This is a genomic window from Stenotrophomonas sp. NLF4-10 (genome assembly GCF_022359915.1).
Taxonomy (GTDB): domain Bacteria; phylum Pseudomonadota; class Gammaproteobacteria; order Xanthomonadales; family Xanthomonadaceae; genus Stenotrophomonas; species Stenotrophomonas daejeonensis.
The window spans coordinates 900,001-925,404 of the sequence record NZ_JAKSEE010000003.1; the positions used below are offsets into that span (position 1 = coordinate 900,001).

Annotated in this window: 21 protein-coding genes, 2 rRNA genes and 1 riboswitch (1 of these 24 only partly in view); of the genes, 14 read left to right on the forward strand and 9 right to left on the reverse strand. The window is 69.2% G+C overall.

All coding sequences use genetic code 11. The features are described 5' to 3' along the window. Both MIC98_RS04310 and rrf read left to right on the forward strand, forming a co-directional pair. Positions 1-2,073 (forward strand): 23S ribosomal RNA (locus MIC98_RS04310); it begins 806 nt to the left of the window's first position. A gap of 125 nt (positions 2,074-2,198) precedes the next feature. Then, positions 2,199-2,313: ribosomal RNA gene (gene rrf / locus MIC98_RS04315) — 5S ribosomal RNA — on the forward strand. A gap of 244 nt (positions 2,314-2,557) precedes the next feature. Here the strand turns inward: rrf and fabB are convergent. Next, positions 2,558-3,766 carry a beta-ketoacyl-ACP synthase I gene (fabB, locus tag MIC98_RS04320; protein ID WP_239735926.1) on the reverse strand — a complete coding sequence of 403 codons (1,209 nt, stop codon included), beginning with the start codon at positions 3,764-3,766 and terminating at the stop codon, positions 2,558-2,560. Beyond that, on the reverse strand, positions 3,766-4,281 hold the full coding sequence (fabA, locus tag MIC98_RS04325; protein WP_239735937.1) for a 3-hydroxyacyl-[acyl-carrier-protein] dehydratase FabA: 516 nt from the start codon (positions 4,279-4,281) through the stop codon (positions 3,766-3,768). Before fabA ends, fabB begins: the two co-directional genes overlap by 1 nt. Before the next feature lie 203 nt (positions 4,282-4,484). Here fabA and dinB point away from each other — a divergent pair, with 203 nt between their 5' ends. From dinB to MIC98_RS04370, 9 genes are all read left to right on the forward strand, one after another. Then, on the forward strand, positions 4,485-5,561 hold the full coding sequence (gene dinB / locus MIC98_RS04330) for a DNA polymerase IV (RefSeq protein ID WP_057641222.1): 1,077 nt from the start codon (positions 4,485-4,487) through the stop codon (positions 5,559-5,561). Between the two features lie 59 nt (positions 5,562-5,620). Continuing rightward, complete coding sequence (gene gph, locus MIC98_RS04335; protein ID WP_239735939.1) at positions 5,621-6,298, forward strand: phosphoglycolate phosphatase; 678 nt, start codon at positions 5,621-5,623, stop codon at positions 6,296-6,298. 123 nt (positions 6,299-6,421) lie between these two features. Next, complete coding sequence (locus tag MIC98_RS04340) at positions 6,422-8,689, forward strand: TonB-dependent siderophore receptor (RefSeq protein WP_239735941.1); 2,268 nt, start codon at positions 6,422-6,424, stop codon at positions 8,687-8,689. A gap of 215 nt (positions 8,690-8,904) precedes the next feature. Then, entirely contained in the window at positions 8,905-9,801 is an 897-nt protein-coding gene (locus MIC98_RS04345) for an alpha/beta hydrolase-fold protein (protein ID WP_239735943.1), read from the forward strand. 155 nt (positions 9,802-9,956) lie between these two features. Beyond that, on the forward strand, positions 9,957-11,390 hold the full coding sequence (locus tag MIC98_RS04350) for a YncE family protein (protein WP_239735945.1): 1,434 nt from the start codon (positions 9,957-9,959) through the stop codon (positions 11,388-11,390). A gap of 93 nt (positions 11,391-11,483) precedes the next feature. Further along, a complete protein-coding gene (gene fepB, locus MIC98_RS04355; protein WP_239735947.1) occupies positions 11,484-12,443 on the forward strand; it encodes a Fe2+-enterobactin ABC transporter substrate-binding protein in 960 nt (319 codons plus the stop codon). 20 nt (positions 12,444-12,463) lie between these two features. Then, entirely contained in the window at positions 12,464-13,486 is a 1,023-nt protein-coding gene (locus MIC98_RS04360) for an iron ABC transporter permease (RefSeq protein WP_239735949.1), read from the forward strand. Further along, complete coding sequence (locus MIC98_RS04365) at positions 13,483-14,532, forward strand: iron chelate uptake ABC transporter family permease subunit (RefSeq protein WP_239735951.1); 1,050 nt, start codon at positions 13,483-13,485, stop codon at positions 14,530-14,532. Before MIC98_RS04360 ends, MIC98_RS04365 begins: the two co-directional genes overlap by 4 nt. A gap of 33 nt (positions 14,533-14,565) precedes the next feature. Beyond that, on the forward strand, positions 14,566-15,393 hold the full coding sequence (locus tag MIC98_RS04370) for an ABC transporter ATP-binding protein (protein WP_239735953.1): 828 nt from the start codon (positions 14,566-14,568) through the stop codon (positions 15,391-15,393). A 5-nt stretch (positions 15,394-15,398) separates the two neighbouring features. On the opposite strand, the gene btuB is transcribed toward MIC98_RS04370, so the two are convergent. Beyond that, positions 15,399-17,258, reverse strand: a complete 1,860-nt coding sequence (gene btuB, locus MIC98_RS04375; RefSeq protein ID WP_239735955.1) for a TonB-dependent vitamin B12 receptor — start codon at positions 17,256-17,258, stop codon at positions 15,399-15,401. A gap of 117 nt (positions 17,259-17,375) precedes the next feature. Continuing rightward, positions 17,376-17,619: riboswitch (cobalamin riboswitch) on the reverse strand. Positions 17,620-17,710: 91 nt separating this feature from the next. Here btuB and cobT point away from each other — a divergent pair. From cobT to cobS, 3 genes are read left to right on the forward strand one after another with little or no spacing between them, the layout of a single operon-like run. Further along, on the forward strand, positions 17,711-18,781 hold the full coding sequence (gene cobT / locus MIC98_RS04380; protein WP_239735963.1) for a nicotinate-nucleotide--dimethylbenzimidazole phosphoribosyltransferase: 1,071 nt from the start codon (positions 17,711-17,713) through the stop codon (positions 18,779-18,781). Then, complete coding sequence (locus tag MIC98_RS04385; protein ID WP_239735965.1) at positions 18,778-19,374, forward strand: histidine phosphatase family protein; 597 nt, start codon at positions 18,778-18,780, stop codon at positions 19,372-19,374. Before cobT ends, MIC98_RS04385 begins: the two co-directional genes overlap by 4 nt. Continuing rightward, a complete protein-coding gene (gene cobS / locus MIC98_RS04390; protein ID WP_239735968.1) occupies positions 19,371-20,093 on the forward strand; it encodes an adenosylcobinamide-GDP ribazoletransferase in 723 nt (240 codons plus the stop codon). Before MIC98_RS04385 ends, cobS begins: the two co-directional genes overlap by 4 nt. Before the next feature lie 62 nt (positions 20,094-20,155). On the opposite strand, the gene MIC98_RS04395 is transcribed toward cobS, so the two are convergent. The 6 genes from MIC98_RS04395 to pdhA all read right to left on the reverse strand — a co-directional run bounded on the left by MIC98_RS04395 (position 20,156) and on the right by pdhA (position 25,188). After that, positions 20,156-20,521: a TfoX/Sxy family protein gene (locus MIC98_RS04395; protein WP_239735970.1), complete on the reverse strand. Its 366-nt coding sequence runs from the start codon at positions 20,519-20,521 to the stop codon at positions 20,156-20,158. Next, positions 20,518-21,000, reverse strand: a complete 483-nt coding sequence (locus tag MIC98_RS04400) for a GAF domain-containing protein (RefSeq protein WP_239735980.1) — start codon at positions 20,998-21,000, stop codon at positions 20,518-20,520. Before MIC98_RS04400 ends, MIC98_RS04395 begins: the two co-directional genes overlap by 4 nt. A 286-nt stretch (positions 21,001-21,286) precedes the next feature. After that, entirely contained in the window at positions 21,287-22,675 is a 1,389-nt protein-coding gene (locus tag MIC98_RS04405; protein ID WP_239735982.1) for a dihydrolipoamide acetyltransferase family protein, read from the reverse strand. Continuing rightward, complete coding sequence (locus MIC98_RS04410; RefSeq protein WP_057641209.1) at positions 22,675-23,025, reverse strand: SH3 domain-containing protein; 351 nt, start codon at positions 23,023-23,025, stop codon at positions 22,675-22,677. The genes MIC98_RS04405 and MIC98_RS04410 overlap by 1 nt, the downstream gene beginning before the upstream one ends. 2 nt (positions 23,026-23,027) lie before the next feature. Further along, complete coding sequence (locus tag MIC98_RS04415; protein WP_239735984.1) at positions 23,028-24,107, reverse strand: alpha-ketoacid dehydrogenase subunit beta; 1,080 nt, start codon at positions 24,105-24,107, stop codon at positions 23,028-23,030. Beyond that, entirely contained in the window at positions 24,100-25,188 is a 1,089-nt protein-coding gene (gene pdhA / locus MIC98_RS04420; protein ID WP_239735986.1) for a pyruvate dehydrogenase (acetyl-transferring) E1 component subunit alpha, read from the reverse strand. The genes MIC98_RS04415 and pdhA overlap by 8 nt, the downstream gene beginning before the upstream one ends. Between the last annotated feature and the right edge of the window lie 216 nt (positions 25,189-25,404).

Genomic DNA, 25,404 nt, shown 5'->3' on the forward strand with positions numbered 1-25,404 from the left:
ATTTAGGTAGCGCCTCATATGTATCCTCTCGGGGGTAGAGCACTGTTATGGCTAGGGGGTCATCGCGACTTACCAAACCATTGCAAACTCCGAATACCGAGACGGACTGTATGGGAGACACACGGCGGGTGCTAACGTCCGTCGTGAAAAGGGAAACAACCCAGACCCACAGCTAAGGTCCCAAATTTTGTGCTAAGTGGAAAACCATGTGGAAAGGCACAGACAGCCAGGAGGTTGGCTTAGAAGCAGCCACCCTTTAAAGAAAGCGTAATAGCTCACTGGTCGAGTCGGTCTGCGGGGAAGATTTAACGGGGCTAAGCACAGAACCGAAGCTTGGGGTGCATAACTTTAGTTATGCGCGGTAGAGGAGCGTTCCGTAAGCCGGTGAAGGTGGATTGAGAAGTCTGCTGGAGGTATCGGAAGTGCGAATGCTGACATGAGTAACGATAATGCGGGTGAAAAACCCGCACGCCGAAAGCCCAAGGTTTCCTTGCGCAACGTTAATCGGCGCAGGGTGAGTCGGCCCCTAAGGCGAGGCAGAAATGCGTAGTCGATGGGAAGCAGGTTAATATTCCTGCACCTCGCGTAAGTGCGATGGAGGGACGGAGAAGGTTAGGTGTACCGGGCGTTGGTTGTCCCGGGGAAAGGCGGTAGGTTTGGAACTTTGGCAAATCCGGGTTCCTTCAAGACCGAGCACCGAGACGAGCCTTTTAGGCGAAGTCACTGATACCACGCTTCCAGGAAAAGCTCCTAAGCTTCAGCTTACGCAGACCGTACCGTAAACCGACACAGGTGGGTAGGATGAGAATTCTCAGGCGCTTGAGAGAACTCGGGTGAAGGAACTAGGCAACATGGCACCGTAACTTCGGGAGAAGGTGCACCCTCTTTGGTGGCCCATGCGGGTCAAAGCTGAGGAGGGTCGCAGTAACCAGGCCGCTGCGACTGTTTATCAAAAACACAGCACTCTGCAAACACGAAAGTGGACGTATAGGGTGTGACGCCTGCCCGGTGCTGGAAGGTTAATTGATGGGGTCAGCCGCAAGGCGAAGCTCTTGATCGAAGCCCCAGTAAACGGCGGCCGTAACTATAACGGTCCTAAGGTAGCGAAATTCCTTGTCGGGTAAGTTCCGACCTGCACGAATGGCGTAACGACAGCGGCGCTGTCTCCACCCGAGACTCAGTGAAATTGAAATCGCTGTGAAGATGCAGCGTTCCCGTGGCAAGACGGAAAGACCCCGTGAACCTTTACTATAGCTTTACACTGAACGTTGAGTTCGTCTGTGTAGGATAGGTGGGAGGCTATGAAACCATGACGCCAGTTGTGGTGGAGCCATCCTTGAAATACCACCCTGTCGTGCTTGACGTTCTAACCTGGGCCCGTAATCCGGGTCGGGGACCGTGTATGGTGGGTAGTTTGACTGGGGCGGTCTCCTCCTAAAGAGTAACGGAGGAGCTCGAAGGTACGCTCAGCGCGGTCGGACATCGCGCACTGTGTGCAAAGGCATAAGCGTGCTTGACTGCAAGATCGACGGATCAAGCAGGTACGAAAGTAGGACTTAGTGATCCGGTGGTTCTGTATGGAAGGGCCATCGCTCAACGGATAAAAGGTACTCCGGGGATAACAGGCTGATACCGCCCAAGAGTTCATATCGACGGCGGTGTTTGGCACCTCGATGTCGGCTCATCACATCCTGGGGCTGTAGTCGGTCCCAAGGGTATGGCTGTTCGCCATTTAAAGTGGTACGCGAGCTGGGTTCAGAACGTCGTGAGACAGTTCGGTCCCTATCTGCCATGGGCGTTGGAAGTTTGAGAGGGGCTGCTCCTAGTACGAGAGGACCGGAGTGGACGAACCTCTGGTGTTCCGGTTGTCACGCCAGTGGCATTGCCGGGTAGCTATGTTCGGAAGCGATAACCGCTGAAAGCATCTAAGCGGGAAGCGCGCCTCAAGATGAGACTTCCCGGGGCTCTAGCCCCCTGAAGGAACCATGTAGACTACGTGGTTGATAGGTCAGGTGTGTAAGTGCAGCAATGCATTGAGCTAACTGATACTAATGATCCGTGTGGCTTGACCATATAACCTCAAGTTGCCTTGGCCGACATGACATGTCGATAGAACCCAAGTGCACGCTACGTCACAAGTCCCTACGAGAGGCTGGCGCTTCATCCAATCCACCGGATAGCGACCCTCCAACCCTCTCCCTGGTGAAATCAGCGCTGTGGAACCACCCGATCCCATCCCGAACTCGGAAGTGAAACGCAGCTGCGCCGATGGTAGTGTGGCTCAAGCCATGCGAGAGTAGGTCATCGCCAGGGGCTTTTCCCCCAAACCCCCAGCCATAAGCTGGGGGTTTGCTTTTGGGCGCCAAGCACACGCAGGCCAAGCTCCCGCGGGGAAACTACCGCCACCGAACGTAGAGCGGGGCTTGCCCCGCTGGGCTTTGTCGAGACAGCCTCAGCGGGGCAAGCCCCGCTCTACCGATGAAGCCGTTCCGGGAGCAATGGCATATGAAAAGGCCCGGCAATGCCGGGCCTTTATTGGAGCAAGGGCCGCGGGGAATTACACCCGGCCGAAGACCAACGTCGCGTTGGTACCGCCAAAACCGAAGCTGTTGGACATCACCACGTCCAGCTTCGCCTCCTGCGTCTGCCGCAGGATCGGGAAGCCGGCCGCGCGCTCGTCCAGGGTTTCGATGTTGGCCGAGCCGGCCATGAAGCCATCGCGGAGCATCAGCAGGCTGTAGATCGCCTCGTGCACGCTGGCCGCGCCCAGCGAGTGGCCGGACAGTGCCTTGGTCGAGGAGATCGGCGGGACCTTGTCGCCGAAAACCTCGCGTACCGCGCCCAGTTCGGTGATGTCGCCCAGCGGTGTCGAGGTGCCGTGGGTGTTGAGGTAGTCGACCGGGCGGTCGAGGTCGGCCAGCGCCATGTTCATGCAGCGCACGGCGCCTTCGCCGGACGGGGCGACCATGTCGGCGCCGTCCGAGGTGACGCCGTAGCCGACCAGTTCGGCATGGATGCGGGCACCGCGGGCAACGGCGTGGTCGTAGTCCTCCAGCACCAGCATGCCGGCGCCGCCGGCGATGACGAAGCCGTCGCGGTTGGCGTCGTAGGGACGCGAGGCGGTGGCCGGGGTGTCGTTGAAGCTGGTGGACAGCGCGCCCATCGCGTCGAACATCATGCTCATTGACCAGTGTAGGTCCTCACCGCCGCCGGCGAACACGATGTCCTGCGCGCCGTGGCGGATCATGTCCGCCGCCGCGCCGATGCAGTGCGCCGAGGTGGCGCAGGCGGCCGACAGCGAGTAGCTGACGCCCTTGATGCTGAAGGCGGTGGCGAGGTTGGCCGACACCGTCGAACACATGGTGCGCGGCACCATGTACGGGCCGATCTTGCGCACGCCGCGGTTGCGCAGCAGGTCCGCGCCTTCCACCTGCCACTGGCTGGAGCCGCCGCCGGAACCGGCGATCAGGCCGGTGCGGCCATTGCTGACCTGCGCTTCGTCCAGGCCGGCGTCGGCGATGGCGTCGCGCATGGCGATGTAGCTGTAGGCCGCCGCGTCGCTCATGAAGCGCTTGAGCTTGCGGTCGATCTGCGCATCGAGGTCGACCTCGACGCGGCCGCCGACCTGGCTGCGCAGGCCGGCGTCGGCGTGGTCGGGCAGGAAGACGATGCCGGGACGGCTTTCGCGCAGGGCACTGGAAACGGTATCCAGGTCGTTGCCGAGGCAGGAGTTGATGCCCATGCCGGTGATGACGACGCGACGCATCAGAAGCTCTCGGTAGAGGTGAACAGGCCCACGCGCAGGTCCTTGGCGCTGTAGATCTCGCGGCCATCGACCAGCATGCGGGCATCGGCCTGCGCCATCACCAGCTTGCGGTTGATGACGCGCGAGATGTCGATTTCGTACTGCACCCGCTTGGCGCTGGGCAGCACCTGGCCGGTGAACTTGACCTCGCCGCAGCCCAGCGCGCGGCCGCGGCCCTCGGCGCCGATCCAGGTCAGGAAGAAGCCGGTGAGCTGCCACATCGCGTCCAGGCCGAGGCAGCCGGGCATCACCGGGTCGCCGATGAAGTGGCAGCCGAAGAACCACAGGTCCGGGCGGATATCCAGTTCGGCGCGCACCAGGCCCTTGCCGTGCGGGCCGCCGTCATCCCGGATGTCGGTGATGCGGTCGAACATCAGCATCGGGTCGTTGGGCAGGCGGCCCTTGTTGGGGCCGAACAGCTCGCCGCGTGCGCTGGCCAGCAGCTGTTCGCGCGAGAACGCATGGAGACGGTTCATCGAAGCGGTAATCCCGAAGCACGGAAAACGTAACGTCCAAGGATGCTTGATGGATATGCTTTCAATCAACAGTTTTAACAGTACGCATGCGTAGTGTTTGCGGGAAAAGCCAGCACGTTCGCAGCGGATCGTACCGGGGCGTATGGCGCGGCGGGCTATCATTGCAGGCCCTGTCCCTGCCGTTGCGGGTCCCCGGTTCGCCCATGCGCAAGATCATCCACATCGACATGGACGCGTTCTATGCGTCGGTCGAGCAGCGGGACGATCCGGCATTGCGCGGCCGCCCGGTGGTGGTGGCCTGGCGTGGGGCACGCTCGGTGGTGTGCGCGGCGTCCTACGAGGCGCGCACCTTCGGTGTGCGTTCGGCGATGCCGGCGTTGCGCGCCGAGCGGCTGTGCCCGGACGCGGTGTTCGTGGCGCCGGATTTCACCCGCTACAAGGCGGTGTCGCGGCAGATCCGCGAAATCTTCCTGCAGCACACGCCGCTGGTGGAGCCGTTGTCGCTGGACGAGGCCTACCTGGACGTCACCGCTTCGCCGACCTGCGGCGGCATCGCCACCGACATCGCGCGGACCATCCGCGCGCAGATCCGCGAAATCACGTCGCTGACCGCCTCGGCCGGCATCGCGCCGAACAAGTTCCTGGCCAAGATCGCCTCGGACTGGCGCAAACCCGATGGCCAGTTCGTGGTGCCGCCGGCGCGGGTGGAGCGGTTCCTGACCCCATTGCCGGTGAGCCGCGTGCCGGGCGTGGGCAAGGTGATGCAGGGCAAGCTGGCGGCGCTGGGCATCGCCACCGTCGGCGACCTGCGCGGCCTGCCGCTGGAGCAGCTGGAAGCGCTGTTCGGTGCGTTCGGGCGGCGGCTGCACCAGCGTGCGCGCGGCATCGACGAGCGGCCGGTGGAGCCGGACCAGCCGGTGCAGTCGATCTCCTCGGAGGACACCTTCAGCGAGGACCTGCGGCTGGGCGAGTTCGACGAGTTGATCGCGCAGCTTGCCGAACGCACCTGGCATGCCTGCGGGCGCACCGAGCGTGTCGGCCATACCGTGGTGCTCAAGCTCAAGACCGCGCAGTTCCGCATCCTCACCCGCAGCTTCACCCCGGACGTGCCGCCGGCCTCGGTGGAGGAACTGCGCGACATCGCGCTGGCGCTGTGCCAGCGCGTGCAGCTGCCGCCGCAGACGCGCTACCGGCTGGTGGGCGTGGGCGTGTCGGGGTTCCGCGACCGCGAGGATTCGGCGGTGCAGGGCGATCTGTTCCGTGGGTTGCCGGTGGAGTGAGCCCTGTGCGCCGGCGATGGGCGTGGTGTAATCGGCGGCCTTCGAGACGGGAGTAATGCGTGGAAATTGCGGCGCTGGTATTCGACCTGGATGGCACGCTGGTGGACAGCGCCGCCGACATTGCCGAGGCAGTCAATCGCATGCTAGACGATCTTTCGTTGCCGCGGGTGGACGAAGCCACCGTGCGCGGCTGGATCGGCGAGGGCGTGCGCAACCTGGTTGATACCGCGTTGCATCACGCCGGCAGCGGGCACACGCCGGCCGAGGTGATGCCCGGCTTCATGCGCCACTACCACGACTGCTTGCTGCGCAGCCCGCGCCTGTATGACGGCGTGGTCGAGGCATTGGCGCAATTGCAGGCGCGTGGCCTGCCGCTGGCGATCTGCACCAACAAGCCGTCGGCGCTGGTGCCGCCGCTGCTGGAACATCTGGGCATCGCGCCGTACTTCGCGCACATCGTCGGCGGCGACAGCCTGCCGCAACGCAAGCCGGCGCCGGAACCGCTGCTGCATGCCGCGCACCTGCTGGGGCAGGCGGTGCCGCGTTGCCTGATGGTCGGCGATTCGGCCACCGATCTCGGTGCGGCCAACGCGGCCGGCATGCCGATCGTGCTGGTGCGCTATGGCTACCTGCGCGGACTGGACCCGGAAACGAGCGGAGCCGTGGCGGTGGTGGATGACCTGCGGCAACTGGTTGCGGAGACATGCGTGCAAGGCGTGCCTCTCATTAATCGATAATCATTCTCGTTTGTTGTAGAATCGGCGGTATCCGGACGCTGGCGCGAGCGCGACCAACGTCTCATTGAAAGACCTGCCTCAAGCCGCTGCCAGAGGCGTTTCCTCCCTCCTCTGGAAATCGTCATGTCCCCAACCCGCATCCCGCGGGCGTCCGCGCGCGCCCGCCTGTTCCGTCGCAACCCCCTGGCTGCCGCCCTGGCGCTCTCCGCCCTGGTGGCCGGCCCGGCCCTGGCCGAAGGCGCCCCCGACGCCCCCGACATCGATACCGTGCACGTCACCGCGCAACAGATCGCCCGGCAGGCGCTGGGCACCTCGACCATCACCGCCGAGGACATCGAGAAGCGGCCGCCGGCCAATGACATCTCCGAACTGCTGCGCACCATGCCGGGCGTCAACCTGACCGGCAACAGCGCCTCGGGCCAGTATGGCAACAACCGCCAGATCGACCTGCGCGGCATGGGCCCGGAGAACACGCTGGTGCTGGTGGATGGCAAGCCGGTGGGCTCGCGCGATTCGATCCGCATGGGCCGCAGCGGCGAGCGCAACACCCGTGGCGACACCAACTGGGTGCCGGCCGAAATGATCGAGCGGATCGACGTGCTGCGCGGCCCGGCGGCGGCGCGCTACGGCTCCGGCGCCTCCGGTGGCGTGGTCAACATCATCACCAAGAAGCCGACCGGCGACCTGGGCGGTTCGCTCGGCCTGTACGGGTTGGTGCCGCAGCATGGTGAGGAAGGTGGCAGCCAGCGCGCCAGCTTCAACCTCGGTGGCCCGCTGGGCGGGGACCTGTCGTTCCGCCTGTACGGCAACCTCAACCGGACCGACGCCGACTCGCTGGACCTGAACCGCGACCATGCCAGCGGCGTCACCCCGCCGGCCGGCCGCGAGGGTGTGGTCAACAAGGACGTCAACGGCCTGCTGCGCTGGGACGTCAACCCGGACCACGTGCTGGAACTGGAGGCCGGCTTCAGCCGCCAGGGCAACATCTACGCCGGCGACCGTGCGGTCAGCGGCACCGGCAGCGACCTGCTGACCGAACTGGCCGGGCAGGGCGCGGAAACCAACCGCATGTACCGTACCTCCGGCGCGCTGACCCACCGCGGCAGCTGGGGCGACAACTCCTCGCGGTTGACCCTGGCCTATGAGGGCACCAACAACAAGCGCATGAACGAGGGCCTGGCCGGCGGCGCCGAAGGCAGCATCAGCGGCGCGGGCTGGTCGACCTCGCGCCTGCGCAACTACAGCATCGATGGCGAACTGAACCTGCCGACCATGCTGGGTGGCCACGACCATGTCTGGACGCTGGGCTTCGAGTACCGCGACAGCAACCTGGAAGATCCGTTCTCGGTGTCGCAGGGCGGCAGCAGCGGCGGCGGCATCGACGGGCTGGACCCGGACCGCGGCGGCGGCAAGGCCGATGCGCAGACCACGGCCGTCTTCGTCGAGGACAACATCTACCTGGGCGAGCGCTGGATCGTCACCCCGGGCCTGCGCCTGGACCACCACAGCCAGTTCGGCAACAACGTCAGCCCCAGCCTCAACGCGCAGTTCGAACTGGCGCGGAACTGGCTGCTGAAGGGCGGCGTGGCGCGCGCGTTCAAGGCGCCCAACCTGTACCAGTCCAACCCGAACTACCTGTACTACACCCGCGGCAACGGCTGCCCGGACAACTACCAGAGCCTGGGCGCCGGCTGCTACGTGCAGGGCAACGCCGGGCTGGATGCGGAAACCAGCATCAACAAGGAGATCGGCGTGGAATGGGCGCCGGACAGCGGCTGGCACGCGTCGCTGACCTGGTTCCACAACGACTACGAGAACAAGATCGAGGCCGGCTACGTCCCGGTCGGGCAGACCGCCGGTGACCCGCCGGCCCGCGTGTTCCGCTGGGAGAACGCGCCCAAGGCGGTGGTGCAGGGCTTCGAGGGCAACCTCAACGTGCCGCTGTTGGGCGAGCGCGGCGAAGTGCTGAAGTGGAACACCAACCTGACCTGGATGGTCGAGAACGAGAACAAGACCACCGGCCAGCCGCTGTCGGTCATCCCCGAGTACACGGTCAACACCTCGCTGGACTGGCAGGCCACCGCGAACCTGTCGCTGCTGCTGACCGGCACGTTCTATGGCAGGCAGGAGCCGGCCACCCGCGACATGAACAACGACCCCAAGTGCACCGCCGATTGCGATGGCACCGCGGTGCTGCAGCCGCGCGGTGCCTACGACCTGTGGAGCCTGAGCGCGCGCTACCGGATCACCGACAAGGTCAGCCTGGGCCTGGGCGTGAACAACCTCGGCGACAAGCGCCTGTTCCGCGAGGCCAACAGCAGTGCGGCCGGCGCGGCCACCTACAACGAGCCCGGCCGCGCGTACTGGGCCAGCATCAACGTGGGCTTCTGACCGCCCGCGGACCCGTGGCGGCCCGGTGCCGCCGCGGACCGCGGATTCCGTTTCTCCACCAGCAGGCAAACCGGCGTGACCTACCTCTCCGCGATTTCTCCGAGCCCGGTGCCGATGTCCTTCATCGGGGCCGCGGGGGTGCCTTCGCCCCCGGCGCCGGCCCGGCCACGGCGGGCATGGCCGTGAATCGCTCCAACGAGCGCGGCGGGGGCCCGATGCGGCGCGATCCACTGCAGGTCATCGGCCGGACCGTGGCCGACCAGGCATCGCCGCATTACCGCTTCGAGCGTTTCGTCGTCGCCGACGACGACGGGGGCGGCCGCTATCGCGTCAACCTCGCCATTCCCGCGCCGCCGCCACCGGCCGCCGGTTTTCCCGCGTTCTGGATGCTCGACGGCAATGCCGCGCTGCAGGCGTTCGATGAACAATTGCTGGCCGGGTTGGCGCGCGGCACGCCGCAGGTGCTGGTGTTCGTCGGTCACGACAACCCGCTGCGGATCGATGCGGCGGCGCGGATGCGCGACTACACCCCGCTGCCGGCCCGCTTCGAGGAAGACGGGGGCGCCACCCGGGGCGGCGGGGCCGATGCGTTCATGGACGTCATTGCGCACCGCATCCGTCCCGAGCTGGCGCGGCGCGTGCCGCTGGACCCGTGGCGGCAGGCGTTGTGGGGGCATTCGCTGGGTGGCCTGTTCGCGTTGCATGCGCTGTATCGCGGCGATGCCGGTTTCCGCACTTTCGCCGCGGCGAGCCCGTCGCTGTGGTGGGCGGGCGGCGCGCTGCTGGGCGCGCCGGAACGCGCTTTCGTCGAACGGGCGGGCGAGCGCCGGGCGAGGGTGCTGCTGATGCTGGGCGAGGGCGAGCGCCATCCGGATTTCAGCGGCCGCGACATGGACGACCCCGCGGTGGTGGCGCACCTGCGGCGGGTCGCGGCGGTTCCCGCCGATGCGCTGGAACAACTGGCCGGGCGGCTGCGGCAAGTGCCGGGGCTGGACGTGGGCTACCGCGAGTTCGCCGGCCTGGGCCACGGGCCGATGCTGCGCGCTTCGCTGCTGCATGCGTTGCATGCCGTGGCCGGCATTGCCGACCGCAGTGGCGAGGTGCCGCCATGAACGGCAGCGCGGCTTGCTTGCGGCTGCGCCCGCTTGCGTCGTGGCCGCGGCGGCTCGCGCCGTGCCGACATTCCATCCGTTTGCCCAGGCAGCTTGCACACCCACGGCAGATCCCACCGGCGCCGATGGCGCCATTCCGAAAGAGGTGAAAGCCAATGAAGTACCGCACGTCCCCCTCCCGTCCCTCCAGGCTGCTGCGCCCGGCGTTGCTGGCACTGGCACTGGCACTGGCGCTGGGTTCGGCCGGCCCGCTGCTGGCGCAGGAGGCGTTCACGCCGCCGGACACCAGCTTCGGCGGACGCATCAACCTGCAGGCGCCGGTGGCCTATCCCGGAGACCGCGTCGAACTGGCCGGCGAGGGCTTCAAGCCCGGGCAGGCGGTTACCCTGCAACGCGGCGCCACGGTGCTCAACCCGCAGCCCTACCGGGCCGACGCCGAGGGCCGGTTCAAGGCCGCCCTGCAGTTGCCGGGTGATGCCGCCATCGGCCGCCACCCGCTGCTGGTGCGGGTGGACGGGCCGGATGCGGCGCAGGTGTTCGAGCTGAAGGTGTCGCCGAAGCTGGCGCTGTCCGGCCAGCAGGGCTTCGCCATCAACAGCGAGCCGCTGCCGCGCGGCCTGTACCAATCGGCCTACAGTGCCGCCAGCGGCGCGTTGTTCGTCACCGCCGCGGTGGGGCGCCCGCCGGTGAAGGAATCGCAACTGCTCAAGGTCGAGCCGAAGACGCTGAAGGTCGTCGCCAGCGCCAACCCGCCGGCAGCACCGGCACCGGCCGCGCGCTCCGGCCAGCCGCCGCGCGAGGGGGGCGTGTATGCGGTGTACGGCGTGGGCGTGGACGATGCCAACGGCAACGTCTGGGTGACCAACACCCGGCAGAATACGGTGGCGGTGTACCGGCAGTCGGACCTGTCGCTGGTCAGGCAGTTCCCGCAGGACAGCGTGCCGCACTCGCGCGACGTGATCGTCGACCAGAAGCGCGGCAAGGCCTACGTTTCGGCCACCGGTGGCAACCACATCGCGGTATTCGACACCCGCACGCTGCAGCATGTCGGCGACATCGAGGTGGCCAGCGGCCAGCGCGGCAAGGAGTTCACCCCGGCCAGCCTGGCGCTGGACGCGGAGGGTGGGAAGCTGTTCTCGGTGAACCTGGCGGCGCCCGAGGCGGTGGTCATCGACACCGCCAGCGACACGGTGGAGAAGGTGCTGCCGCTGGGCCATGCGGTCGGCGCGATCGGCGTGGCCTGGGACGGCGGCGCCAGGCGCCTGCTGGTGGTGGCGCAGGGCAGCGACAACCTGCTGGTCGTCGACCCGGCCAGCGGCAAGGTCGAGCATGACGTGGCCGTCGGCGCCGGCCCGCTGAACGTGGCGGTGGACCCTGCGTCCGGGCTGGCCTACGTCAGCAACCGCGCCTCGGGCACGATCGCGGTGGTCGACCGCGATGGCCGGCTGGTCGCCAACCTGGATGGCGGCACCTACCCGAACCACGTCCATGCCGATGGCAGCGGCGCGGTGTTCGCGGTGAACAAGTCGCGCGGCGAGGACGACCCGAAGGGCGACCGCATCACCCGCCTGCAGGTCAGGCGCAGGTAAGGACGCATGGCCGGGGCCGCGGTGGCGCGCCCCGGCCGTGCCGCAGTCTGGCGGCGGTTGCCGCCGCACCGGAGAACGTGGATGAAGTGCGGGATGTCGATGATCGAACGTGGTTTGCGCCGGATGGCGGTGCTCCTGCTCGGGGTGGCGTTGTGCGCCTGCGGCCGCGCTGGCGGCGAGGCCGGCGTTACCGGCCCTGCGTGGCGCAGCTTCGCCAATGCCGATGGCAGCGTCACCGCCATCCCGCATGCGCCGCAGCGCATCCTGTCCACCTCGGTGGCGATCAGCGGCACGCTGTTGGCGATCGATGCGCCGCTGGTCGCCAGTGCGTCCAATGCCCGCGGCCAGTATTTCGCGCAATGGGCCGCGGTGGCCCGTGCGCGCGGTGTCGAGAACGCCTGGCCGGTGGGCGCGGTCAACCTGGAGGCGGCCTATGCGGTGCGCCCGGACCTGATCGTGGTCGCGCTCAACGGCAACGACTCGGCCATGCCGCAACTGGCCGAACTGCGCAGGATCGCCCCGACCATCGTGCTCGACTACGGCGACCGTACCTGGCAGGAACTGGCGCTGGAGCTGGGCCGGGCCACCGGCCACGAGCAACGCGCCGCCGAACGCATCGCCGAGTTCGACCAGCGGGTGGCGCAGGTGCGCGCGCGCATCGTGCCACCGGCCGGCAAGACCAACATCGTCAGTTTCAATGGAGCCGGCATGGGCAACCCCGTCGCCACCGGCGAAAGCGCCCACGGCCGCCTGCTGGCGGCGCTGGGCTTCGACCTCGAGGAGCCGGACCCGGCGTGGCAGACCAATACCGCCACGCGCAAGGACTTCATCTGGGCGCCGTACGAGAACCTGCCGCGGCTGCAGGCGCGCACCACCTTCCTGCTCGGTGTCGACGATGCAGGCACCGGCCGCTTCCTGGCCGATCCGCTGCTGGCCAACCTGCCTTCGGTGTGCGCGCGGCAGGTGCATGGCCTGGGCCGCAATTCGTTCCGCGTCGACTATTACAGCGCAGGGGAAATCGTCGATGGCATCGACGCCCGTTTCGGCCGCTGACGCATCGCGGCGGGTACGCCGTGGCGGTTGACCCAGCGGTGCGGCGCCTGCGCCATCGCGGCGCCGGCCTGCTGTCGGGGGTGGCGCTGTTGCTGGCGCTGGCGGTGCTCGGCAGTTGCGTGGGCACCCGCGACATCGCGCTGGCCGATACCTGGGCGGCGCTGCACGCCTTCGACCCCGGCAACAACGACCACCTGCTGGTGCGGCTGCTGCGCGTCCCGCGCTCGTTGCTGGCCATCGTGGTCGGCTGCGCGCTGGGCGCCGCCGGCGCGGTGATGCAGGCGCTGACCCGCAACCCGCTGGCCGACCCCGGCCTGCTCGGAGTGACCGGCGGTGCGGCGGCGGCGATCGTGGCGGCGGTGGCGTTCTTCGGCATCGTCGACATCACCGGCTACCTGTGGTTCGCGCTGGCCGGCGCCGCGCTGGCCGCGGTCGCGGTCTACCTGCTCGGCGGCGCGCGCCGCGGCATCGATCCGGTGCGGTTGGTGCTGGCCGGCGTGGCCCTGACCGTGGTGCTGCAGGCGCTGACCCAGGTGGTCCTGCTCAACAGCGAGGACGTGGTGTTCGACCAGTTCCGGCATTGGGCGGTGGGTTCGCTGCAGGGCCGCGGCTGGGGCGTACTGTGGCCGGCGGCGCTGGCCACGCTGGCCGGGGCCGGGCTGGCGTGGGCGCTGGCGCGGCCGCTGGACGCGGTGATGCTGGGCGACGAACTGGGGCAGGCGCTGGGCGCCAACCCGGGGCGGACGTGGGCGCTGGCGATGCTGTCGGTGGTGGTCCTGGCCGGCGCCGCCACCGCCGCGGCCGGGCCGTTGAGCTTCGTCGGGCTGACCGCGCCGCATCTGGCGCGGGCGCTGGCCGGCCCCGGGCACCGCTGGCTGTTGCCGTACTCGATGCTGCTGGCCGCGCTGATGGTGCTGGTGGCCGACATCCTCGGCCGCTGGGTGGCGCGGCCGGACGAGATCGGCGTGGGGGTGATGGTGGCGCTGCTGTGCGGGCCGTTCTTCGTGGCGCTGGTGCGGCGGCGCAGGATCGGGCGGCTGTGAACGGCCAGCCTGCGCGCATCGGCAGCTGGCGGACCCTCCGCCTCGGTGACCATTCGCTGCGGTTGTACCCGCGCGGCTGGGTGGTCGCCGCGTCGCTGGCGGCGCTGGCGCTGCTGCTGGCGGCGGCCGAGCTGCTGGCCGGTCGCAGTGCGCTGGGCGTGCAGCAGGTGGCGCTGGCCCTGCTCGGGCAGGAGGATGGGGTGGCCGAGCGGATCGTGCTCGACATCCGCCTGCCGCGCGCGCTGGTGGCGTTGTTCGCCGGGGCCGCGCTGGGCGTGTCCGGGGCGGTGTTCCAGTCGGTGTCGCGCAACGTGCTGGGCTCGCCGGACATCATCGGCTTCACCCTGGGCGCGGCCACCGGCGCGATCGCGCAGATCGTGCTGTTCGGCCACGGTGGCGTGCCGGTGCCGCTGGCGGCGGTCGGCGGTGGCCTGCTGACCGCGGCGCTGGTGTACCTGTTGTCGCTGAAGGACGGCGCCAGCGGCGGTTACCGGCTGGTGCTGGTGGGGGTCGGGGTGGGCGCGATCCTGGATGCGCTCAACGGGCTGATGCTGGTCAAGGGCAACCTGGACAACGCGGTCATGGCCAACCTGTGGCGCGCCGGTTCGCTCGATGCGCGCACCTGGGGCCATGCGCTGCCGTTGATGGCCGGCGTGGTGCTGGTACTGCCCTGCGTGCTGCTGCTGGGCCGGCGCCTGCAACTGCTGGAAATGGGGGACGACCTGGCGATGCAGCTGGGCATCGGCGTCGAGCGCACGCGGCTGGCGGCCGTCGCCTGCGGCGTGCTGCTGGCCGCGTTGGCCACCGCCGCGGCCGGGCCCATCGCCTTCGTCGCGCTTGCCGCGCCGCAGTTGGCGGCGCGGCTGTGCGGGGGAGGCCGCTTGCCGCTGCTTGCCGCGGCAGCGATGGCCGCCTGCCTGCTGCTGTTGGCCGACCTGGGCGCGCAGGCCCTGCCGTGGCGGCTGAACCTGCCCATCGGGCGCATGACCGGCATCGTCGGCGGTGCCTACCTGATATGGCTGCTGGGCCGCGGGCGGCGTGGCTGAGGCGGCGATGGGACGAACGAGGACGGACCGGCAATGAACGATTCCCCGCTGTACGGCGAGCAGCTGACCCTGCGCTACGGCGCGCGCCAGGTGACGGAGGCGCTGGACGTACACATCCCGGCCGGTAAGGTGACGGTGATCGTCGGCCCCAATGCCTGTGGCAAATCGACCCTGCTGCGCGCGCTGGCGCGGCTGCTGGCGCCGCAGGCGGGGCGGGTGCTGCTGGAAGGGCGCGATATCCGCGGCTATTCCCCGCGCGAAGTGGCGCGTCGCCTCGGCCTGCTGCCGCAGTCACCGCTGGCGCCCCCGGGCATCTGCGTGGCCGACCTGGTCGCGCGCGGCCGTTTCCCGCACCAGACGCTGCTGCGGCAGTGGTCGCCGCAGGACGAGCGCATGGTGCGCCAGGCCATGCGCCAGACCGGCGTGGAGGACCTGGCCGAGCAAACCGTGGAGTCGCTTTCCGGCGGCCAGCGGCAACGCGCATGGCTGGCGATGGTGATCGCCCAGGACACCCCGCTGCTGTTGCTGGACGAACCCACCACCTTCCTCGACATCGCCCACCAGTACGAGCTGCTGGAACTGTGCCGCCGGCTCAACCGCGAGCATGGACGCACCGTGGTCATGGTGCTGCACGACCTCAACCAGGCCGCGCGCTACGCCGACCACGTCATCGCGATGAAGGCGGGGGCGATCCTCGCCGCCGGGGAGCCGCGACAGGTGATCACCCCGGAACTGGTCGCGGCGGTGTTCGGCCTGCGCGCGCTGGTGGCGCCCGACCCGGTGACCGGCACGCCGATGGTGGTGCCGTTCGCCGGGGCGGACATGGGTGGCCCCGCGGGCGGCCGGGCGCCCGCGGGGTAGCCGGTTCAGTTGGCCGAGCGGTAACGCAGGGTCAGCTGGTACTCGCGGCCCGGCTGGTTGTACCAGGCGATGGTTTCGTACGCGCGGTCGAACACATTGGCCGCGCGCGCCTGCAGGCTCCAGGCGTCGTTGATGGCGTATTCCACGCGCAGGTCGACGGTGCCGTAGCCGGCCAGGCGCACCGTGTTGGCGGCGTTGTCGAAACGGTGGCCGTAGCCGGCGGCGGTGATGCCCAGGCGCAGCGGGCCGAAGCCGCGGTCCACGTCGATGCGGCCGCTGCTGCGCGCGCGGCGGGCCAGCAGCTTGTCGTAGGTGGCGGCGCCGGCGGTGCGGTCGCGCGGGTCGGTGAAGCTGGCCTGGGCATTGATGTCGAAACCGGCCAGCGACAGGTAGCCGGTCAGTTCGGCGCCGCGGATGCGGGCCTCGGCGACGTTGACGATGTTGAAGCTGCTGTCGTAGCCGATCAGCTGGTCCACGCGGGTCTCGTAGGCGTCGAAGGTCCAGTTCCAGTCGTCGGCGTACTGCGCGATGCCGAGGTTCAGGCTCCTGGACTCTTCCGGCTTCAGGTCCGGGTTGCTGAAGCCCGGGTAGTACAGGTCGTTGAAGGTCGGCGCCTTGAAGCCGGTGCCGGCGCTGGCGGTCAGGCGCAGGCCGTTGCCGAAGGCGAAGCCGTAGCCGAGGCTGCCGGTGGTGTGGTTGCCGAACTGCTCGTTGTCGTCGTTGCGCACGCTGGCCTGCAGCGAATGCGCGCCGAACCGGCCCTGGTATTCGACGAACACGCCGGTGTTGTCGCGGTCGGCGACGTCATAGGCGGTGGAGCTGGTGACCTGGTCGTTCTGCCAGTCGACGCCGGCGCTCAACTGCTGGCCCGCGGCGAACAGGAAATCGCCCTGCACGCTGGCGGTGTCGCGCCGGGTGTCGAAGGCGCTGGCGAAGGTGCGGCCGCCGGCGTCGGCGAAGTAGTTGTCGGCTTCGTCGCGGTTGCGGCCGACCTGCGCGGTCAGGCCGAAGGTGTCCGAGGCCTTCCACGCCAGCTTGCCGCCGTAGACCTGTTGGCGGTTCTCGGCCTCGTTGCCGCCGAAGACGCTGCCGTCGTATTCGTTGAAGCTGCTGGCGTCGAGCACGTGGCCTTCCAGGCTCAGTGCGTCGGTCAGCGCATAGCCGGCGCGCACGTTGATCGAGGTGTTGCGGTAGCCGTCGCGGTCGGGCTCTTCGACGTAGCAGCCCTGGAACAGCAGCGACGAACCGTTGCAGGCATTGATGCCGTCGGTCTTCTGGTAGCCGCCCTGGGCCGAGATCCAGCCGCGCTCGCCGCGGTTGCTGAAGCCGGCGCTGGCCTGGCGCAGCCGGTTGCTGCCGGCGGTCAGCGACAGGTTCTGCTGCAGCCCCTTGCCGGCGTTGCGGGTGAAGACTTGGACCACGCCGCCGATGGCTTCCGAGCCGTACAGGCTCGAACGCGGGCCGCGCACGATTTCAATGCGTTCGATCTGGTCGACCGGCAGGTCCTGCAGCGCCGCCATGCCGGAGGTGGCCGAACCCACGCGTACGCCGTCCACCAGCACCAGCACCTGGTTGGAGTTGGTGCCGCGCAGGAACAGCGAGGTGATCTTGCCGGTGCCGCCCTGGTTGGCGAAGTCCAGGCCGGCGCGGCCGCGCAGCAGGTCCAGCAGCGAGATCGCCTGGCTGCGCTCGATCTGCTCGCGATCGATCACCTGCACCGGCACCACGCTGCTCTCGACGGACAGCGGCGTGCGGGTGGCGGTGACGAAGACGTCGTCGAACTCGGTGGGCGCCTGTTCGGCGGCGGCGATGCCCGGCAGCGCGAGCGCCAGGGCGAGGGAAAGGGCGTGGTGGGACAACTTCATCGGGAAACTCCTGCAACCCGCGCGCTCCCGCGCGGACAGACGGTGGGGGTTGCCAGGAGAGGACGCCACGACGGAGTGCGCGCACGGCGCCACTGCCGCCGCCATGCCCTCCGCATCGCAACCAGTCGGCTTCCGGGCCGGTCTCCGGGCTTGCAGGCGAAGCGGCCGTGGCCGCTTCCGCCCAGACGCCTTCCCATGCGATGGATGCACAGTGGCGGTGTGTCTGGGCTGTCCTGCTCACCGTTGCGGGGGCAGCGCCGGACTGGCGGATGGCTGGAACTCCAGCAATGCGCGGCACCGGCTTCCCGTTTCAACCGGCGGGAGGAAGTCCCAGCCGGTCACCCGAAAGTGCGCGCATTCTATGCCATCGGCGCCGCGAAGGCAGGCGCGGGCCCTGCGTCCCGCCCGCACCACCGTAAAATGCGCGACCGCAACGCAGCAACGGAACAGCCGTGACGCAAGACTGGTTCACCCGCGCCTGCCCCGCGCCCTCGTCGGCGCACCGGCAGCAGGCCATCTCCCGCCAGCGGCAGCTGACCAAGCCGGAAGGCGCGCTGGGGCGGCTGGAAACCCTCGCCATCGAACTGGCCGCGCTGCAGGGCCGCGAGCGGCCGCGCGCCGCGCGGGTGCCGGTGCTGGTATTCGCCGGCGACCACGGCATCGCCGCGCGGGGCGTGTCGGCCTATCCGGCCGAGGTGACGGTGCAGATGCTGCGCAACTTCGCCGCCGGCGGCGCCGCCATCGCGGTGCTGGCGCGCGAGCTCGGGCTGCCGCTGCATGTATGGGACGTCGGCAGCCTGGCCGATGCGCCGGTGCCGGGCGTGGTCTGCGACAAACCGCGCCGCGGCACCGACGATTTCAGCGTGGGCCCGGCGATGGCGCCGGCCGACCTCGATGCCGCGTTCGCGGCCGCGCAGCGTGCGGTGGCAGCGGCCTGCGCCGATGGCGCCGACCTGCTGCTGCTCGGCGAGATGGGCATCGGCAACACCACTGCCGCCAGTGCGCTGGCCGCCGTGCTCGGGCCATTGCCGCTGGAAGGTATGGTCGGCGCGGGGACCGGGCTGGATGCGCCGCGCGTCGCTCGCAAGCAGCAGCTCGTCGCGCAGGCGCTGGCCCTGCATGGGGCTGCCGTCGACGCCGCCGCCATCCCCGGTCGCGAGGCCCTGCGCCGCGTCGGCGGGCTGGAGATCGCCGCGCTCGCCGCGGCCATGATCGCCGCCGCGCAGCGTGGCGTGCCGGTGTTGGTGGACGGCTTCATCGTTTCGGCCGCGGCGCTGGCGGCGGTGCGGATCAACCCGTCGTTGCGGCCGTGGCTGCTGTTCTCGCATCGCTCGGCCGAATGCGGCCACGCCCGCGTGCTCGATTGCCTGCAGGCAGAGCCGCTGCTGCAACTGGACCTGCGCCTGGGCGAGGGCTCCGGCGCCGCACTGGCGTTGCCGCTGCTGCGGCTGGCCTGCGCGCTGCACAACGACATGGCCACCTTCGCCGAGGCGGCGGTGGCGCAGCGGAGCGCCGCGCCGTGATCCTCGACCTGATGCGCCATGCTTCCACCGGCCGCCACGGCCACCTCGACGGCCGCACCGACCCGCCACTGCTCGACGGCGCGGTGGATGCGCTGCTGCAACGCCACGGCGGTGGCCGCTGGAGCCGGGTGATCGCCTCGCCGCGCCGGCGTGCGCTGGATACCGCCACCGCGCTGCTGGCCGGCCGCGAGCTGTTCTGCGAGATCCACCCGGACTGGGCCGAGCTGGACTTCGGCGACTGGGACGGCCGCCGCTACGACGAGATCCCCGCCGCGCAGCTGGCCGGGCTGTACGACCCGCCGCATGTGCAGGTGCCGCCCAACGGCGAGAGCTGGCAGCAATTCCAGGCGCGCATCGAAGCGCAGCTGCAACGGCTGCTAGACGAGGGCGAAGACGAGGACGAAGGCGGCGACCCGGTGCTGGTGGTCAGCCACGCCGGCGTGCTGCGGCTGGCGGTGTCGTGCGTGTGCGGCATGCCGCTGGCGGCGCTGTGGGCGCTGCGCATCGACTACGGCACGCGCCTGCGCCTGCGCGTGGAGCGCGACGACGATGGCCGGCTGTGGGGTGAACTGCTGGAGCTGTGCCAGCCATGAGCGTGCGCCGCCTGATCCTGGCCATCCAGTTCCTGACCCGGCTGCCGACGCCGCAGGTGAAGGATTTCCGCAACGACGACCTGAGCCGTTCGGCGGTGTACTACCCGCTGGTCGGCGCGATCATCGGCGCGCTGCTGATGTTGCCGCTGTACCTGCTGGACGGGCGGCCGTGGCTGGCCGGCGCGCTGGCCCTGCTGCTGTGGGTGTGGGTGACCGGTGCGCTGCACCTGGACGGGCTGGGCGACGTGGCCGACGCCTTCGGCGCCGCGCACCGCGACCCGCAGCGCTTCCTCGAGGTGCTCAAGGACCCGCACATGGGCGTGTTCGGCGTGGTCACGCTGGTCATGCAGCTGCTGCTCAAGCTGGTGCTGCTGGGCGAACTGGCGACGAGCCCTTTGTGGTACGGCATCGTGCTGGTGCCGGCGTGGGCGCGCTGGGGCACGCTGTGGTGGAGCCGGCTGCTGCCGTCGCTGCATGGCGCCGGCATGGCCGAGCGCTTTTCGTGGCAGCTGAGCCTGCGGTCGCTGTGGCTGTGGGCGCTGCTGCTGGCGGCAATCACCGCGTTCGTGGCCTGGCCGTTGCTGCTGGCCCTGCTGCTGGTGCCGCTGGTCGCCTTCTACTGGCGGCGCCGGCTGGGCGGCATTTCCGGCGATTGCCTCGGCGCCAGCGTCGAGGTCACCGAAAGCCTGCTGCTGCTGGCCTTGGTACTGGCGCCGTAGATGCGGGGCTTGCCCCGCATGGCGCTTTCCCGGTGAAGCTTCATGCGGGGCGAGCCCCGCATCTACGGGTTCTTGTCGAAACCAAGTTCGCTGGTTTCTTCCACTTCGGCTTCGGCCTGCACGTGGTGCTCCCGCACCGGGCCGGGCCGCTGCGCGCTGGGCACGGCCGACAGTGCGCCGGCCGCGGCTTCGTATTCGGCGACCAGCTGCTGGCGGCGCGGCTCGGGCACTTCCTGCCAATGGCAGCCGAGCAATGCCCCTTCCAGCGAATAGAGCAGGTTGAGGCTGGGCTTGAAGCCGGCGCGGCGTACCTTGACGAAGGCGCCGACCGCACCGGCCGCGGCCAGGTCCTCGGCGCTGCGCAGGCCTACCTGGCGCAGCCATGCCGCGCTCTTGGGGCCGATGTTGCGCAGCTTCAGCGTGCTCACTTCAAGGCTCCGACGAACGCCCCGGCGATGGCCTCCAGCCCGGCCTGGTCGTCGGCGTCGAAGCGCGCGGGGACCGGGCTGTCGATGTCGAACACGCCGACCAGCCTGCCGTCGTGGAACAGCGGCACCACCAGCTCCGAGCGCGAGGCCGAGTCGCAGGCGATATGGCCGGGGAAGGCATTGACGTCCTCCACGCGCTGGGTCTGGCCACTGCTGGCCGCCGCGCCGCACACGCCCTTGTGCAGCGGGATGCGCACGCAGGCCGGCAGGCCCTGGAACGGGCCGACCACCAGCTCGGTGCCATTGAAGAAATAGAAGCCGACCCAGTTCAGCTGCGGCAGCGCGTGGTAGACCAGCGCCGACAGGTTGGCGGCATTGGCGATGCGGTCGCTTTCGCCGTGGACCAGCGCGCGGGCCTGGGCCAGCAGCTGGGCGTACTGTTCCGGCTTGCTGCCGGTGAGCGTGGAAGTGGTGAACATGCGCCGAGTTTAGCAATGGTGGGGCTGGGGCCAGCGAGGACGGTAGCGCCCGACCGTTGGTCGTGGCGGCGGCGCGTAGCGCCGTGGGGCTTTATCGCAAGCCGATGGATAGTGCCGACCAACGGTCGGCACCTACCGAACCCACCGCATCCATCGGGTTCATCGCAAAAACCCGGTGTCGTAGATGCGGGGCTTGCCCCGCATGCGGCTTTACCGGTGAAGCCCCGTGCCGGGCAAGCCCGGCACCTACGAGGTAGATGCGGGGCTTGCCCCGCATGGCTTTCGTTTAATTGACCAACGCGAGGTCGTCGATCAATGCGCGCAGGAAGCGTGCCGCCTCGCCGCCGGTGCAGGCGCGGTGGTCGAAGGTGACCGACAGCGGGATCACCTTGTGCGTTTCCACCCCGCCCATCACCGGGGTCAGCTGGAAGCGGGCGCGGCCGGCGGCGACGATCGCCACGCACGGCGGCACCACCACCGGGGTGGCGTAGCGGCCGGCGAACATGCCGAAGTTGGACAGGCTGATGGTGTAGCCGGTCAGCTCCGACGGGGCGATGGAGCGATCCTCGACCTGCTGGCGCAGGCGGTTGATGCCCTCGCGCACGCCGCGTGCGTCGAGCATGTCGGCGTTGCGCAGCGCCGGCACGAACAGGCCGTCGTCGGTGTCCACGGCGATGCCGATGTCGACCTGTGCGTGCAGGGTACGGGTGAGGTTGTCGCCGTCGAACCATGCGTTCATCGCCGGCACTGCCTGGCAGGCTCGGACGATGCCGCGCACCAGCCGCGAGGTCATGTCGTTGCCCGGCGCCCAGGCGTGGATGTCGGCATCGTCGCTGAGCGTGGTCGGCACCACCTTGCTGTGCGCGTCGGCCATCACCCGCGCCATGTTGCGGCGCACGCCCTTGAGCGGCTCCGGCTGGCCCTTGGCGACCACGCCCGGAGGCGCGGTGCGCATCGGCTTGCCGGCGGCGGAAAGCGGGGTGCGCTCGCTTGAGCCCCTCTCCCTTTGGGAGAGGGGTTGGGGTGAGGGTACGGAGGATGGGGAAGCCACCGCGCGCGTCGCACCCTCTCCCCCAGCCCCTTTCCCGGCGGGAGAGGGGAGCAGGGCAGCCGGATTCGCCGCCGCCTGCTTCACGTCGTCCATCGTCACCGCGCCATCGGCGCCGGTGGCGCGCACGCGGGCCAGGTCGACGCCGAGCTTGCGCGCCACCGCGCGCACCGCCGGCATCGCCTTGACGCCGCCGACGGCCACGGCCTGCTCGGTGTGCACGGCGTTGGAGCTGACCATCGCGCCGACCACGGTGCCTTCGTCGGCGCGCTCGGCGGCGGCCGCTGCCGGGGCGGGTGCCGCCGCGGGTGCCGGTGCAGCCGGGGCGGGCGCACCGTGGTGGTGGCCGGTGTCCTGGCCTTCGGCGCGCTGCGGCAGGTTCGGGTCGATCTCGAACTGCGCCAGCATGTGCCCGGTCACCACGATGTCGCCGGCCGCGCCGGCCAGCTTCAGCACCTTGCCGGACACCGGCGAGGGCACTTCCACCACCGCCTTGGCGGTTTCCATCGACACCAGCGGTTCGTCCAGCTTGATGACGTCGCCTTCCTTGACGAACCACTCGACGATGGTGGCGTCCGGCAGGCCTTCGCCCAGGTCGGGCAGGTTGAAGTTCTTGGTCTGGCTCATCAGGGGGTTTCTTCCAGTAGTTCAAGGTCGCGTGCCGGCAGCCAGCCCTGCGCGCCATTGGCGCGTTCGGACCACCACCAGCCGCCGTGTTCGTGATGCAGTTCCACCAGCTCGCCATTGTCCACGTCCAGCTCCTGCGCGGTGTAGTCGCGCAGGGCCTCGGCGTGGCCGTCGTCGAGCACGCGCAGCCACGCCACCGGCGCCCAGCCGGCGCGGTTGTCGGCGGTGCGCACCCAGGCGAAGTCCGGCCATTCCTCGTCGCGCACGCCCAGTTCGACGACCTGCCCCGCGTGGAAGCGGAGCGGATCGGGGTACTGGCTGCGGTAGGCGCTGAGCAGGCGCGCGCGCATGCTCAACCCGCCGCGACCGCGCGCCTGGCGGCGGTGACGATGCGCTCCACGCTCGGCAGGTACTTCATTTCCAGCCGGAACAGCGGGATGTGGGTGTCGTAGCCGGTGACGCGCTCGACCGGGGCCAGCAGGTCGTACATCGACTCCTCGGCCAGCCGCGCGGCGATCTCGGCACCGAAACCGGCGGTCTTCGGCGCTTCCTGCACGATCACGCAGCGGCCGGTCTTGGCCACCGACTCGGCGATGGTGGCGAAGTCCAGCGGGCGCAGCGTGGCCACGTCGATCACCTCGGCGCTGATGCCTTCGCCGGCCAGCTTGTCGGCCGCTTCCAGCGCTTCCTTGACCTGCGCGCCCCAGGCGACGAGGGTCACGTCGGTGCCGTCGCGCAGCACGAAGCACACGTCCAGCGGCAGCGCCTCGCCGTCGTTGGCGACCACTTCCTTGTACTGGCGGTAGATGCGCTTGGGCTCCATGTAGATCACCGGGTCCGGCTCGCGGATCGCGGCCAGCAGCAGGCCGTAGGCGCGCTGCGGGCTGGACGGCAGCACCACGCGCAGGCCCGGCACGTTGGTGAAGATGGCCTCGTTGGCCTCGCTGTGGTGCTCCGGCGCGCGGATGCCGCCGCCCCACGGCACGCGCAGCACCATCGGGCAGTGCAGGCGGCCGCGGGTGCGGTTGCGGATGCGCGCGGCGTGGCAGATCACGTGGTCGACCATCGGGTAGACGAAGCCGTCGAACTGCGCCTCGGCCACCGGCTTCATGCCCTGCACGGCCAGGCCGACGGTGAGGCCGGCAATGGTGGTTTCGTCCAGCGGGGTGTCGAGCACGCGCTGCGGGCCGAACTGCTGCTGCAGGCCGGCGGTGGCGCGGAACACGCCGCCGTTCACGCCGACGTCCTCGCCCAGCACCAGCACCGACGGGTCGTGTTCCATTTCCCACGCAAGCGCCTGGGTCACGGCTTCGATCAGGGTGATGGGGGTGGCGGTCATGGTGTTCTCTCCGCTGGCGCCTGCCGCGCCGTGGTCGCTGACGAGGTCGTGGGTGGCGTGCAAGCCGGTGGTGCTGTGCTTGAGGTCATCCATGGCGCTGCTCCAGGGCGATGGCGGCGGTGCGCTGGGCCAGTAGGTCCGGCGGCGGGTCGGCGTACAGGTAGTCGAACATCGCCTCGACCGGCTGCACCGGGCAGTTGAGGTAGGCGTTGACCTCCTCGTCCACGCGCGCGCCGCATTCGGAGATCCAGTTCTTCTCTTCCTCCTCGCTCCACACGCCCTGCGCGGTCAGGTACTTGCGCAGGCGGATCAGCGGTTCGTTCTGCCACGCCGCCTTGACCTCGGCGTCGTCGCGGTAGCGGCGCGCGTCGTCGGCGGTGGTGTGGTCGGACAGGCGGTAGGTGAGCAGTTCCAGCACGGTGCCGCCCTGTCCGGCCAGCGCGCGTTCGCGCGCCTGCTGCATCGCCGCCAGCACCGCCAGCAGGTCGTTGCCATCGACTTGCAGGCAGAACAGGCCGCCGGCCAGGCCCTTCTGGGCCAGGGTTTCGGCGCCGGTCTGCGCCGAGCGCGGCACCGAGATCGCCCAGCCGTTGTTCACCACGCACAGGATCAGCGGCAGGGTGTAGGCGCCGGCCGAGTTCACCGCGGCGTAGAAGTCGGTCTTGGAGCTGCCGCCGTCGCCGCACACGGCCACCGCCACCTGCGGCTTGCCCTGCAGCTTGAACGACAGCGCGGTGCCGGCCGCATGCAGGCACTGGGTGGAGATCGGCACGCAGATCGGGAAGTCGCGCGCGGCGTCGCTGCCGCGGTCGTAGTCGCTGCCGCGCTCGTCGCCGCCCCAGTACATCAGCACGTCGCGCGGGCGCACGCCGCGCATGAACATGGCGCCGTACTCGCGGTAGCTGGGGGCGAGCACGTCACCGGGCTTCATTGCCGCGCCGATGCCGACGTGGGCCGCTTCGTGGCCCAGGCAAGAGGCGAAGGTGCCGAGCTTGCCGGTGCGTTGCAGGGCCACGGCCTTGGTGTCGAACACCCGGGTGGCCAGCATCTGCCGGAACAGCGGCAACAGTGCGCGTGGGTCACGCAGCGAGGCCGGCAGGTCGTCGCGTACCAGGTTGCCGTCGGCATCCAGGTACTGCAGGTATTCGATTTGGAACTGGGCGGAAACCGTCATTGCAGCAACACCTTCGAACAGATGGTTTCAATTGATAGGAATTGCACATGGTAAGGACTCGGCCCGGAAAAGCCGTCCTGCGCCGCAGCACGGAATTGCGCGCGGCGGCGCCCGCCTGCCGCGCGAGGTGGGTCGAATCATCGCATTCAGCTTCGTCGCGGGCAGGCGCGGCATTGTCGCGCCGGTTGCGCCTGCAAGTGTTCGCTTTCCGTTTGC